The sequence below is a fragment of the Paraburkholderia sp. GAS33 genome (assembly GCF_050436645.1).
Taxonomy (GTDB): Bacteria; Pseudomonadota; Gammaproteobacteria; order Burkholderiales; family Burkholderiaceae; genus Paraburkholderia; species Paraburkholderia phenazinium_B.
Window position 1 is genome coordinate 662,504 of the sequence record NZ_JBNDMP010000003.1, and the last position, 12,748, is coordinate 675,251.

At 60.3% G+C, this 12,748-nt stretch carries 12 protein-coding genes; 8 read left to right on the forward strand and 4 right to left on the reverse strand.

The genetic code is table 11. The annotated features are described in order from the left end of the window. Positions 1-8: 8 nt before the first annotated feature. Genes P3T24_RS13285 through P3T24_RS13295 form a run of 3 tightly spaced genes read left to right on the forward strand, consistent with a single transcriptional unit; the run spans position 9 to position 5,144 of the window. On the forward strand, positions 9-761 hold the full coding sequence (locus tag P3T24_RS13285) for a peptidylprolyl isomerase (protein ID WP_429287204.1): 753 nt from the start codon (positions 9-11) through the stop codon (positions 759-761). Positions 762-795: 34 nt separating this feature from the next. Continuing rightward, complete coding sequence (locus P3T24_RS13290) at positions 796-3,855, forward strand: peptidase domain-containing ABC transporter (protein ID WP_429435137.1); 3,060 nt, start codon at positions 796-798, stop codon at positions 3,853-3,855. Beyond that, complete coding sequence (locus tag P3T24_RS13295) at positions 3,852-5,144, forward strand: sigma-54 interaction domain-containing protein (protein ID WP_429435140.1); 1,293 nt, start codon at positions 3,852-3,854, stop codon at positions 5,142-5,144. Before P3T24_RS13290 ends, P3T24_RS13295 begins: the two co-directional genes overlap by 4 nt. Positions 5,145-5,169: 25 nt before the next feature. Here P3T24_RS13295 and P3T24_RS13300 read toward each other — a convergent pair whose 3' ends face one another. Together P3T24_RS13300 and P3T24_RS13305 are read right to left on the reverse strand one after the other, a co-directional pair. Further along, on the reverse strand, positions 5,170-5,940 hold the full coding sequence (locus tag P3T24_RS13300; RefSeq protein ID WP_074267207.1) for a PP2C family protein-serine/threonine phosphatase: 771 nt from the start codon (positions 5,938-5,940) through the stop codon (positions 5,170-5,172). A 5-nt stretch (positions 5,941-5,945) separates the two neighbouring features. Next, a complete protein-coding gene (locus P3T24_RS13305; RefSeq protein ID WP_074267208.1) occupies positions 5,946-6,236 on the reverse strand; it encodes a hypothetical protein in 291 nt (96 codons plus the stop codon). 470 nt (positions 6,237-6,706) lie between these two features. Here P3T24_RS13305 and P3T24_RS13310 point away from each other — a divergent pair, with 470 nt between their 5' ends. Both P3T24_RS13310 and P3T24_RS13315 read left to right on the forward strand, forming a co-directional pair. After that, positions 6,707-7,237, forward strand: coding sequence for a lecithin retinol acyltransferase family protein (locus P3T24_RS13310; protein ID WP_074267209.1), 531 nt, complete (start codon positions 6,707-6,709; stop codon positions 7,235-7,237). Positions 7,238-7,310: 73 nt separating this feature from the next. Beyond that, entirely contained in the window at positions 7,311-7,559 is a 249-nt protein-coding gene (locus tag P3T24_RS13315) for a hypothetical protein (RefSeq protein ID WP_429435142.1), read from the forward strand. A 3-nt stretch (positions 7,560-7,562) separates the two neighbouring features. Here P3T24_RS13315 and P3T24_RS13320 read toward each other — a convergent pair whose 3' ends face one another. Both P3T24_RS13320 and P3T24_RS13325 read right to left on the reverse strand, forming a co-directional pair. Next, positions 7,563-8,882: a peptidase gene (locus P3T24_RS13320; RefSeq protein ID WP_429435144.1), complete on the reverse strand. Its 1,320-nt coding sequence runs from the start codon at positions 8,880-8,882 to the stop codon at positions 7,563-7,565. Between the two features lie 57 nt (positions 8,883-8,939). Next, the gene (locus P3T24_RS13325) at positions 8,940-9,599 is read right to left on the reverse strand and encodes an O-methyltransferase (protein WP_429287199.1); all 660 of its coding nucleotides are present in this window, start codon (positions 9,597-9,599) and stop codon (positions 8,940-8,942) included. 96 nt (positions 9,600-9,695) lie between these two features. On the opposite strand from P3T24_RS13325, the gene P3T24_RS13330 reads away from it, so the two are divergent. The 3 genes from P3T24_RS13330 to P3T24_RS13340 all read left to right on the forward strand — a co-directional run bounded on the left by P3T24_RS13330 (position 9,696) and on the right by P3T24_RS13340 (position 12,706). Beyond that, on the forward strand, positions 9,696-10,343 hold the full coding sequence (locus P3T24_RS13330; protein ID WP_429435147.1) for a TetR/AcrR family transcriptional regulator: 648 nt from the start codon (positions 9,696-9,698) through the stop codon (positions 10,341-10,343). A 338-nt stretch (positions 10,344-10,681) separates the two neighbouring features. Then, a complete protein-coding gene (locus P3T24_RS13335) occupies positions 10,682-11,656 on the forward strand; it encodes an ABC transporter substrate-binding protein (protein WP_429435150.1) in 975 nt (324 codons plus the stop codon). 24 nt (positions 11,657-11,680) lie between these two features. Next, positions 11,681-12,706, forward strand: coding sequence for an amidohydrolase family protein (locus tag P3T24_RS13340; protein WP_429435153.1), 1,026 nt, complete (start codon positions 11,681-11,683; stop codon positions 12,704-12,706). Positions 12,707-12,748 lie beyond the last annotated feature (42 nt).

Sequence of the window (12,748 nt, forward strand, 5' to 3'; positions counted from 1 at the left end):
CGGATGAGATGACCGCGATAGTGCGAATCGATGACGAAGTCGTGGACGTCGCCGAGTTCATACGTCTACTGAAACTGACCGGACAGTTCGAGAGCCTGATTGAAGGCGTCGTGCGAGAGAAGCTGACCGTCCACGCGGCGAGAAAGCAGGGCGTCCGGCTATCCGAGGACGAAATACAGCAGCGTGCCGATCAGTTTCGCCGGGTACGCGGCCTGCATCGAGCGACCGACATGAATCACTACCTCGACGCGCTTGGGGTGAGTCTCGACGAGTTCGAGCGCTTCATCACCGACGGCCTCTACCAGGAGAAGATGCTCGCCACGATCGGAGACCGGGTCGCAGTGGAAGAGTACTTCTCATTGAATTCGCCAAGGTTCGACGCGATCGAAGTCAGCCATGTCGTGCTGGACAGCGAGGGCAAAGCGCGCGAAATGATCTCAGTGCTGCGCGACGATCCCGACAGCTTCGCCGAGATGGCGCGCGAACACTCGATTGCCGAGACGCGAGAGCGCGGCGGCGTAATCGGCAAAGTGCTGCGCGGCTCGCTGAAGCCCGAGATCGAAGCGAAGATTTTCAATGCCGAAGCGGGTGACCTACTGGGGCCATTTGCGTCGCCTGACGGCTCCTGCTACGAGATTTTCGCGGTGACGGCGAAACATCCCGCAACGCTCGACGAGGATGTCGAGGCTGAAATCCAGCGCCTGCTGCGCGAAGAGTGGCTGATGGCGCGCGCCCAGGAACACGTGATCGAAGTGCGTTAGGCCCTGCGCTGGCAAGGTCGAGGTTCGCAAGCATATGGATGCACCACAGACAGCTTCGCCCGCGGTCGACTTCCTCTCGACGGTCGAGATTCTCTCGCCATTTTCGCGGGACGAACTCGAACGGCTGGCCGCGCACGCCGAGTCCCGGCATTTCGCGTTCGGCGAAACCGTATGCAATGCCGGCGAACCCGCGGACGGACTGTTTGTGATCAAGTCCGGCTCGGTGCGCATCTTTACCGAGGAACGGGGTAAAGAGATCAGCATGGGAGTACGTAAGACTGGCGAAATCTTCGCGGACATAGCGATGCTGCGCGACTATCTGCACGAGTCGTCGGTGCGTGCATCGGCGAAGACCGAGTTGCTGTTTATTCCGCGTATCGCCATCGAGCCTGTGATCGCCGCCAACCCGGACGCGTTGGCGTTCGTGACGAGCTACGTCGCAATCAGCTCAGCCGGCGGATTTGTCACGCAACTGTTCGACTTACGCAGCAAACTGAACAAGGCCGAACTCGAAGAATGTGTGCGTAGCGTCGGTGCGAAACGGATGGGCGCGGACAAGGAGATCCTCAAGCAGGGCGCGCGGGAAGACCGCCGGCTCTATGTGGTCCGTCAGGGCGAGGTGCGCCTTGTGCGGCACGAAGAGGGCCGCGATTACGTGCTGGCGACGCTTCGGCAAGGCGAGATCTTCGGTGAGAAGGCCTGTTTGCTGCGCCAGGAGCAGATGGTCTCGGTTATTGCCAACACCGAGACCCGGCTTCTCGTCATCCCCGAGAAAACGGTGCACTTCATTCTGGAGCGCAACCCGAAGCTGCGCGAAGCGCTCGAAGAACGGATCCGCTTTGCGGAACGGGAGCTGGAAAGACAAAAGCGCGTCGAGCAGCGACGCAAGCACCCCGTGGTGCTCGACCTTCATACGAAACCGGAGTCCGGCGAAAAGGTGATCCGGCGTTTTCCGCTGGTCGAGCAGGCCGAGGAGATGGATTGCGGCGCGGCGTGTCTCGCGATGATCTGCAGGCACTACGGCATCTCGATGACACTCGGCAAGCTGCGCGATCTGGCCAATGTGACGACCATGGGCGCGACACTGGACAGTCTGGCACGGGCTGGCGAATCGCTAGGATTTACCACACGGGGCGTTCAGTGCATCTATGAGTCGCTACGTAGCTTCGAGCTGCCCTTCATCGTGCATTGGGAGGGGTATCACTACATTGTCGTGTACGGAACCTCGAAGGAATGGGTGTGGATAGCCGACCCGGCGCTCGGCTTCAGGAAGCTGAGTGTGGAGGACTTCGAGCGCGGCTGGAGCGGCACCTGTCTGCTGTTTACGCCCGGACCCAACCTGGTGCAGATGGCGGCGTCACGTTCGCCGTGGATCCGCTTTGTCGGGTACCTGACTCCGTACCGGAAAATTCTCGCGCATCTCTTTCTGGCGACCTTCGTGATCCAGGTGCTCGGCGTAATTCCGCCTCTCATCATCCAGAACATTCTCGACGGTGTCGTCGTACACCAGAACGTCAGCCTGCTTGAATTGCTGATCGTAGGGCTGATCGTCTCCAGTGTGTTTTCACAACTCATGGCGACGGTGCGCGCCTATCTGGCGAATTTCATGGTGCGCAACATGGACTTCGCGATGATGTCGCAGTTCTTCAAGCATACGATGTCGCTGCCGTTTTCCTTCTTCGCCACCCGCAAGACCGGCGACATCTTCGCGCGCTTTCAGGAGAACCAGACCATTCGTGCGTTTCTGACCGAATCGACGGTGACGACCGCGCTGAATCTGCTGATGGTGTTCATCTACTTTACGATCATGTTTGTCTACAACGTGAAGATGACGCTGGTTCTGATTGGCTTCGTCATTCCCATCGTTGCGCTGACCGCGCTCGCCACGCCGAAGATCAAACGTTACGCGCGCGAAGTATTCGCCGCATCGACGGATTCCAAAGCATTCCTGATGGAAGCGCTCGCCGGCGTCGAGACGATCAAGGGCATGGGTATGGAGCGTCCGGTTCGTCTCAGGTGGGAAAAGAAATACGCGAAGGCACTCGAAGTGCAGTACCGGTCGCAGGCGTTCAACATTCTGGTGGGCCTTGGCAGCCAGTTGCTGAACGCGGCAACGACCATCGCGATCCTGTGGGTAGGTGCGAATCTCGTGCTCGCTCGTGAACTGACCATCGGTCAGTTGATCGCCTTCAATGCGTTCATGGGCAGTGTGCTAGGCCCATTGATGGGCCTGGTCAGCCTGTGGAGCATGCTCAACGACGCGGGCGTCGCCATGGAACGGCTAGGCGATGTGCTCGATATCGAGCCCGAACAGAAGCCTGAAGATCTGGCCGCGCGTGTGATCCTGCCTGATCTCCAGGGCGAAATCAGCCTGAGCGGTGTGTATTTCCGCTACGGTGGCAGCGAAAACGAATACGTGCTCGAGAACATCAGCTTCGATATCAAGCCGGGCGAGCTCGTGGCGATCGTCGGCCGCAGCGGCTCGGGCAAGACGACGCTCGCCAAGCTGCTGGTCGGTTTTTACGGCCCCAACGAGGGCAAGATGACCGTCGACGGCTACGACCTCAACGTGATCGACAAGGCGTGTTATCGCGGGCAGATCGGCTATGTTATGCAGACCAATCTGCTGTTTTCCGGGACGATCGCAGACAACATCGCGAGCGGCGACGATGCGCCGGACCGGCGCCGCATCGAGGAGGTCGCAAAGATGGCGGACGCGCACGCATTCATCAGCAAGATGCCGCTCGGCTACGAACAGGTAGTGGGCGAGCGCGGTGTCGGACTGTCGGGCGGCCAGATCCAGCGCTTGTGCATTGCGCGGGCGCTTTACCACGACCCGAAACTGCTGGTGTTCGACGAAGCCACCTCGGCGCTCGATACGCAGTCCGAAAGCAATATTCTCGGCAATATGCACGACATTCTGAAAGGGCGTACCGCGGTCATCATCGCGCACCGCCTGAGTACGATCATGCGCGCCGACAAGATTCTCGTGCTGTACGAAGGCGCTATCGCCGAGCAGGGGCGTCACGAGGAACTGGTTCAGCGCAAGGGGATGTACTACCAGCTCGTACAGAAACAGTTGAGTGCCGGATGAAGATACTTGACCAGACCGAAGACCCGAGTCCCGCCATCTCTTACGCCGGCTTGATCGAGAAGATCGAAATCCTGCGTTCGATGTTGCGCTGGGCATCCAGGCTCGAGCGCGCCGACATCGAAAAAGTGCTCCGGCAGGCGAGCGTACTGCGTGACGAGGTGATGCAGCTATCGCACAAGGAGCGCTTCGTGCAGGCCGTGGCGGAGCCCGCGCGCGTTGAACTGTCGCGCGGCGCACGGCGCGAGGCGTTGCTGGCGCGCAGCTTCATTTTCGAGGGGACATTCGGCGACAATCCACAACTGCTCGAAGCGCTCGAAATTGCGGAGAAGGCGGCACCCACTGAGTTACCCGTGTTGATCGACGGTGAGAGCGGTACCGGCAAGGAACTGATGGCGAAGGTGATTCACGCAAACGGCAGCCGTGCGGACAAGCCGTTTATCTCGGTCAATTGCGGTGCGATTCCCGAGAACCTGCTGGAGTCCGAACTGTTTGGTCATCGGAAAGGGGCGTTTACAGGGGCGTCGAGCGACCGGAAGGGCAAGTTCGAAAGCGCGCACACGGGGACGATTTTTCTCGACGAGATTGGCGAGTTGCCGCTGGCGGGCCAGGTCAAGCTGTTACGCGTGCTGGAAGCGCACGAAATCCAACGCGTGGGTTCGGACGAGACGATCGCGGTCGACACGCGCATTGTCGCGGCGACCAACCGCAACCTGCGGCGCCTGAGCGAAGAAGGCAAGTTTCGCGAGGACCTGTTCTACCGGCTCAGCGTGATACACATCACCTTGCCGCCCCTGCGCGAACGGCGCGACGAGATCCCGCTGCTGCTTGCGTACTTCAGCGACGAAGCGGCCGGCATTCTGAAGCGCCGTCCAGTTCGAATGACACCACGGTTGCGAGATTTCCTGCTGACGTATCCCTATCCCGGCAATATTCGGGAGCTGCGCAACGTCATCTACCGGATCTCGTGCCTCGCAGGCGATACGGCGGATGTCGAGCATCTGCCAGTGGATGTACGACCCAGTTCAGCGTCGCCGTCCGCATCCGCCGTAAGCGTGGTGCCGAATCTGATGTCGCTCGGTGATGCCAAACGTGCAGCCAGCGACGAGGCGGAGAAAGTATTCCTCGAACGCGGTCTCCAGGAAGTGGGCGGCACCGTTGCCGAACTGGCGCGGCGAGTCGACATGAACCGCTCTCATCTGCAAATGCTGCTCAAGAAGCACGGACTGCATTCAAAAGACTTCCGTCATCGCAACGGCCAGACGCATGACAAGGAGCCGGGCAGCGGTTGAGCAGCGACGGCCCCAAGGTTGCACGCTAGGGTGTGGGATTCAGGAGGGTTTTGTCGGCGGCGGAGGGGTCTTCGGCACGGACCACGACAGCGGTGATGTTGTCGCGGCCGCCGCGCGTAAGGGCAGCTGCAATCAAGGCCTCGCAGGCAGCGTCGCAATCGGCCGCGATCAACGCGGCCTGCATCTGCTGCGCACTCAATTCGTTACTTAACCCATCGCTGCACAGCAGGAACATGTCACCGTCGGCTACGGCCAGCGTGTTGGTGTCGAATTCGAGCTGATCGGTGGCGCCCACCGCGCGGGTGATCACGTGCTGGGCCGGATGATTGACCGCTTCTTCCTCAGTGAGAAGTCCAAGCGCCTTGAGCTCCTCAATCTGGCTATGATCCCGGGTCAGTTGCCGCAAATGTCCATCGCGGTACAGATACAGCCGGCTGTCGCCCGCCCACAGATAGCCGCAGTAGCTATCGCATGCGAACAGCGCAACGACTGTACTGCCGATCACGGATACCTGCCGTCTTGCGGCTTCCTGCCTCAGCCGTTGATTGACCGTCAGCAGGCGCTTGCGCGCGTCCGCGAGGTAGCGGGCAATCGTATCGGGCGCAGACAGACGGCTTAGCGCGTCGACGATCAAGCCGCTCGCGAGGTCGCCGACGGCATGGCCTCCCATGCCATCGGCGACTGCCCAGCAGGCGCGCTCCGGCTGCTGCAGGCAGGCGTCCTCATTGTGTTCGCGGACCCGGCCCACATCCGAGCGGGCCGCCGATACCCATCTGAATTGACTGGTACACGTCACGGTATTTACGCCGCATGGTTCGTGCTGCGTTCGTCGGGAGAAGCATTGATGTTCGCACCCGTTCCGGTGTTGTTGACATTGATTGACTGGAACTGGTTGATCATCTGTCCAGCATAGAAGTTGTTGGTGGTCTGGTACAGGTTGGCGACAACCGGGCCGGCGCTCGGCGTACTTGGCGTGAACGGCTGTATCCAGCCGTATAGCCACGGGGCGCCGTCTCCGCCGCGGATCATCGCCATTGCCTTGTGATCAAGCGCGAAGCTGTCTGGAAGGTCGTGGATCGTAATGGAAGCCATGTCGAGTCTCCGGAGTGGCCGCCGACTCGCGACCGCGGTTCATGGGGTAGATGGCCGATACGGTGCAAGTAACGTGCTAGCTTTGCGGCGCTTTGTGCGCATGCCGGTAAGCCTTTGATTGCGCGGGAATTGTTCGTTAGTCCTCGCGGGGAGCGGAGCACGCGGCACAGCGAAATGTGGCGGCCTCGCCAACACCGGTGGATGCAGCTGTGTCGGCGACCCAACACATCGGGCGGACGCTGTGGAATGCTTCGGGCTCCTGATATGGCGGGCAGCCTCCAACAGTTCGGCACGACGAGTGTTGGCCAGACGCTGACATAGTAACCTCGGTCACTTTCGAAAATTCTCCGATTCCGTAGGGAAATCAATGGCTTGAATGCTCTGGTCCGGTTGATGCAAGAGAGCTTGCAACAGTGTTGGATATGTGTGCAAGCGTCGCTTGCGGGAACCCGGAAACACAGAGGCGAGCCATGAACAGCAAACAACAAGACGTCCGTAGCGAACGGCAACGCGTAATGCGTAGCGCGGCTGGCGCCTCGTCGGACCTTCCGTTCGTTGACGAATGCGACATACCGCTTGGCGCGCATCTCGTGACGAGCCGTGGTGGCTACGAACACCACGGCATCTACGTAGGCGCAGGCAAGGTCGTTCACTACGCGGGGTTTGCCGCCGGCCACTGCCGCGGTCCCGTCGTTGAAGTCACGCTGGACCGTTTTGCCGCCGGTAGCGCGATTGCAATCCGCCTTCATCCCTGTGCGCAATACATGGGCGCGGAGGCCGTTCTGCGGGCCCGTTCGCGCCTGGGCGAAAACCGCTATCGCCTGTTGACGAACAATTGCGAGCATTTTTGTGCGTGGTGCCTGTCCGGCGAGAGTCGCAGCCAGCAGGTCGAGACTTGCCTCACGCATCCGCGCGCGGGGCTGCATGTATTGGCGAGCCTTTTCAAGGCCCTCGTCGCAGCCGAATTGAAGGGTGCCTATTCGGGCGCCCGTGTCGCCTGATGACCGTTCCGTTCACAGAACTTAGGGTTGCGAACGACGGGCTCCATGGCCTCAAGCTTCGAAGGAGAATGACATGTATGCCGCCGAAAAGTCTTTGCGTTGGATCGTCGATAAGTGGCTCGCGCCCACCCCCGCGATGCCGGCACGCGTCACCCGTCTTTGTCGTGCGGGTTCGCGTCGTGGGTGTGTGGTGTGCGTCGAGACATCGCGTCCCGGAGGTGTACTCTCGATCGTCTTCTTTCGTCATGACGACGGTTCGTGGAACGTGTTTCCTCCAGTGGCCGAGCGTCCGGCGATGAACGGCTACAGGCGGGCTGCGTGAGCTTCAGCGCTGCTGTCGAAAAATCCATTCACGAATCGGCTCAATCGTGTATGCGATACGCCAGGTGTTTCGATGTCCGCCGGCCCCTGCCGACGACTCGCCTAGCGGAATGACGGTGCCTTTGCGGAACGTCACATAATTGATTGAGCTACCTTCAGCGTCGATCTTTTCAAACGCGGCCTGAAATTCCTGAGCCGTCCACGTTCCATCCCACACCGCGCGGCTAATCCTGGCGCCGTCCTTCTTCAGTTCCTCAGTGATGGCGTTTTGTCCCGGGTACGCTTTGTCGTCGTCCTGCGAGACAAGAATCCACAGCTTCTGTCGGGCCATCGGCTTCACGCGCGCGGGATCCCATTGACCGGCAACGAGGAACGAGGCTGCAAAGAATTCGGGGTACTTGATATCCATCGCGATGGACATCATGCAACCACCCGACTGGCCGGTGGTGTAGAGCCGCTTGCGATCGATGCTGTACTGACGCGCCAACGACTCGATGAGATCAATGGTGGTGTCGAGCATGCTGGACGTACGCGAATCGTCGTCGACGATGATTTCGGCAAACTGCGGTGCCAGCACGAAACAAGGACGCGTGGCCTGATCCTCGGGGCTTGCCCACGAGATGGCACCCAGTCCCTGGAACAGCGTGGTACGCGTGACGTCGCTAGTTGCGCCTGCATCGTGCATGAAGAGCACCAGCGGATAGGATTTGCTCGCGTCATAGTCCTTCGGCACAAACAGGTTGTACCGGAGCATCTTGCCGGTCTTCGGGTCGTGGAATTCCCTTTGATGGAAATCGTCGACGATCAGGTTCTTGACCTTTGTCGTTGCCAGCGTGCGCCCGCCTGGCATCATGATCGATGCCTCGGCGCGCTTGTAAACGGTGTCGTAGTGCGGGATATCGCCGGCCTTTCCTGGACCGCCACCACCGGGACCGCCACCGCTGCCGCCAATCGGTGGTGGCATAACGCCTTGGCCTTGAACCTTCTCGGCGAGGGTGGCATTTGTGTCGTCGGGCGAAAGAGTCACGATAACGAAACGGCCGGTCTCTGCACGGTCTGCCGGATCGGCGCTCGTGCTGGTGAACACGCCTGTAACGGTTCGGCCTTCGACGCGGAAGTCCGCAGCGGACAGGTCCGCACCCTTGACCGGTGTGTCATATTCCACCGCAACTGCGCTTAGACGAATACCGTCGCCGAAAACCTGCGTGATCGCCGTGGCGCGCTTCGCATGCGGCGCGCTGTTGCTTGCAACAGCCGGTACGCTGACTGCGAGAATCACTCCCACACCTGCAGTCATGATCAGAAAGTCTCTACGCGTTTGCAACTTCATGCTCCTTCAACACCCTATGCGCTGCATACACCCCACCCTGCCGACGATCGCTCACTCGACCTTCAGCGCGAGTTCTGTGCCGCGCTTGATCGGCAGCGTGATGGAGATGAAACCGTTCTTCGGGTCGCGGATATAGTCGAGGAAATCCGGCTCGGCGTTATCGTTCAGGATATAACCGCCGACCCGCAACTGCGGTGCGACGAGTTCGACGACCTGACGGGCGAGCGATGGTCCTTCGGCAACAGGCCAGCCATCGATCAGCGCGAAATCGATCGGTCCGCCGAGGTCGCGCAGCGTTTCGCGTGCGTCGCCGGCGCGGATATCGGCGTATTCGGCCAGCCCCGCATCGTCGAGATTGCGACGCGCGACTTCCACCTTCGCCGGAACAAACTCCGAACCGATGACGAGGCCGCCACCGTTATCGCGCACGGCTGCCGCAAAATAGATAGCGGACATGCCGATTGACGTGGCGAAGTCCACCACCCGCTTTGCGCCGAGGCCTCTGCACAGCAGGTAGATCAGATCGCCCTGGTCGGGGTGGATGGAAAACCCATAATCCGCGAACGCTTCGGGGTCCTTGCCGACCGGACCGTCGAAGGCCTCGCGTGGCGGGAAACGGCGCGAAGCGTTCATACGCGCAATGACTTCAAGGACGCGAGGATCCCGGATGGGACTCGGTCCGGTTGCTTGAGGAACGGTGACCTGTGCCATGCTTACTCTCCTTGCTAGTTCGAACGACATTTCGGTACTATAAGAGTACCATATATAAACGACACGGTTGTTTCAATGGAAAGGCAGGAGAAGGAAGTGGAAATCACCAAAGAGAAACCGTCTGCGAGACGCGGGCGGCCGAAGGTGATCGGGGAGACGCAGCGCCGCCAGTCCATCGTGACGGCAGCGCATGAGGCCTTCGTCGAACTGGGGTTCGCACGAACGACGACGGCCGTCGTTGCGACGAAGGCCAAAGTGTCAAAGCGCTCCATCTACGAGGTCTTCCGTGACAAGACCGAACTGTTTGCGGCCGTTGTCGGCGCGAACCAGCATCTGATCCTCGATCTGCCGAGACCTCAGGATGAGACCTTGCCGATCCTCGAAACGCTGATCAAAATTTTCCGTCTGGACATCGACGACGAAGCCGAACGTGCGCGGGAGGCGATTCTTAACCTGATCGTTCGGGAGTCCGTGCAGTTTCCGGAACTGTCTGACTACCTGTACGAGCACAAGATCATTCGTTCGCGCGAAAAGTTGATCGAATGGCTGCAACGGGAGGCTGAGCGCGGACGGATGACGATCGAGGATCCGCTGCTGTGTGCAGGCATGCTGATGGACATCGTCTTCGGTGCGCTTCTGCCTCGCAGACGGTTGTTGCAGGCGGTGGACAGGGCGCGCAGAACGCAGGACATCAAGAAGCGGCTTGAGATATTCCTGCGCGGCATTGGATTCGATGCGCCGTAGGCTTACGGCAATGACAGTGTTCCACCAACGCCGACGGTCTTGCGAAATAGCCCGCAAGCGGCACCCTCTCCGCTGACCTTCGCCGTACCCGGGTGGGGCGCACAAGCCCACGGCGCGCGCGTCCCGCCTTCCTCGGCTCATCAACAAAAGTGCCATTGAATCTGATTTTTGTGTAGGGACGCGGCGCTCATCCTCCCATATTCTCACCCCATCGAGACGATCCGTCCGGCGCTGGAGCCTTCATTCAGTTGTCCGCGACGATCAATCCGCAAATGTCTTTGCATGGGACCGGACCAAGCGCTGAAGCGCCCACTCCGGCCGACACATTGGAGAGGAAGTTGACCAGAAAAGTCCCGCTCAAGATCGCTATCGCTGAGCACCCGCACACGTCGGCCATCCGTAACGGATCCATTCCCATTGAGGGCGTGGACGCCGAGTTCATCACCGTTCAGCCGCAAATTGGCGCTTTCCGCCGCATGGTGCGCGACGTCGAATTCGACGTCTGCGAACTGGCGCCGACTACTTACATCATTGCTCGTGCCTATGGCGCGCCATTTGTCGGCTTGCCGATCTTTGTGGTGCGGCGCTTTCACCATGGCGGGCTGCTGGTACGACCCGATGCAGGGATCAACACCCCCATGGACCTGGAAGGAAAGAAGGTCGGCGTACGCGCCTACTCGGTCACGACCGGCGTGTGGACGCGTCAGGTGCTGATCGATGAATTCGGCCTCGATTCATCCAAGGTGACCTGGGTGGTCGACGACGAAGAGCATGTCACGCAGCTCAAGTTGCCGTCGAATGTGATCCATGCTCCTGCGGGCAGCTCGCTGGCGGAGATGATGGCTTCGGGTGAATTGTCGGGGGGTTTTGCCGCCGCCGCGGGTATCGGCCGCACCGGTGCTCCCACGGGTGGATGGAAGGAAGTCGAGGCTGACTATCCGGATCTGCTGCCCAATGCGACCGAGCTCGAGACCGAGTACTACGCTCGCACGGGGGTTTATCCGATGCACGGCACGATCGTCGTCAAGGACTCGGTGCTTGCCGAGAATCCGTGGATCGCCAGGTCGATTTACGACGCTTTCGCTCAGGCGAAAAAGGAATGGCTGGCGCGACTCGACTCGGGCGACGCCACGAGCGCCAGCGACAAGAAGTACCTTCAACTGCGCAAGATCGTCGGACACGATCCGCTGCCGTACGGTCTGCAAGAGAACCTCAAGACGATCGAAACGCTGGAGGCCACCGCGTTCAAGCAAGGTCTCACGCCACGCCGCATGTCCATCAACGAACTGTTTGTGGACCCGCTGGCTCGTTGACCTCAAGACCCGAACGGAAAAAACATGATCATCGATTGCCACGGTCACTTCACGACCGTACCCGCATCATTTCGCGCCTGGCGCGCCAGGCAGGTCGAGTTTGCCAACAACCCGGCCAACGCCCCGTCGCGTGACGGCGCCTTTGTCAGCGACGACGAGATTCGCGAAGCGATCGGCAATGGCCAGCTCAAGCTGCAACGCGAACGCGGCAGCGACCTGACGCTGTTTTCGCCGATCGCCGGTTTGATGAGCCACCATCTCGGCAACGAGCGCACCAGTCTGGAGTGGGCCGAGGTATCGAACGACCTCGTGTATCGCGTGACCGAACTCTACCCGGACAACTTCGCGCCGGTATGCCAGTTGCCGCAATCGCCGGGTGCTGCGCCCGCGAATTCGATTCCCGAGTTGCGCCGTTGCGTCGAGCAACTGGGCTTCGTTGGCTGCAATCTGAATCCCGATCCGACCGGCGGCTACTGGACCGGCAAGCCGATGACCGATCGCGAGTGGTACCCACTTTACGAAGCGCTCGTCGATCTGGATGTGCCCGCAATGATCCACGTGGCCGCTTCGTGCAATCCGTGCTTCCATGGCACGGGCGCGCATTACCTGAATGCGGATACGTCGGTGTTTATGCAGATCCTGCAATCCGATCTGTTCAAGGACTTCCCGACGCTGCGTCTGGTGATTCCGCATGGCGGCGGCGCAGTGCCGTATCACTGGGGCCGTTATCGCGGCATGTCGCTCGAGATGCGCGATCGTCCACTCGAAGGACTGCTCAACAACATCTTCTTCGACTCATGCGTGTATCACAAGCCGGGTGTCGAGTTGCTGACCAAGGTGATTCCCGCCGACAACGTGCTGTTCGGTTCGGAAATGATCGGCGCAGTGCGTGGCAAGGATCCGGCAACCGATCAGTACTTCGACGACACCAAGCGCTACATCGACGCTTGCACGGCGCTGTCGGACGAGGACCGCTACAAGATCTTCGAAGGCAATGCGCGTCGCGTTTATCCGCGTCTCGATGCACGCCTTAAAGCGCGCGGCAAGTGACACCGGCGCGAGCCGTATGCAATGAGCAGAGTACAGAGGCAA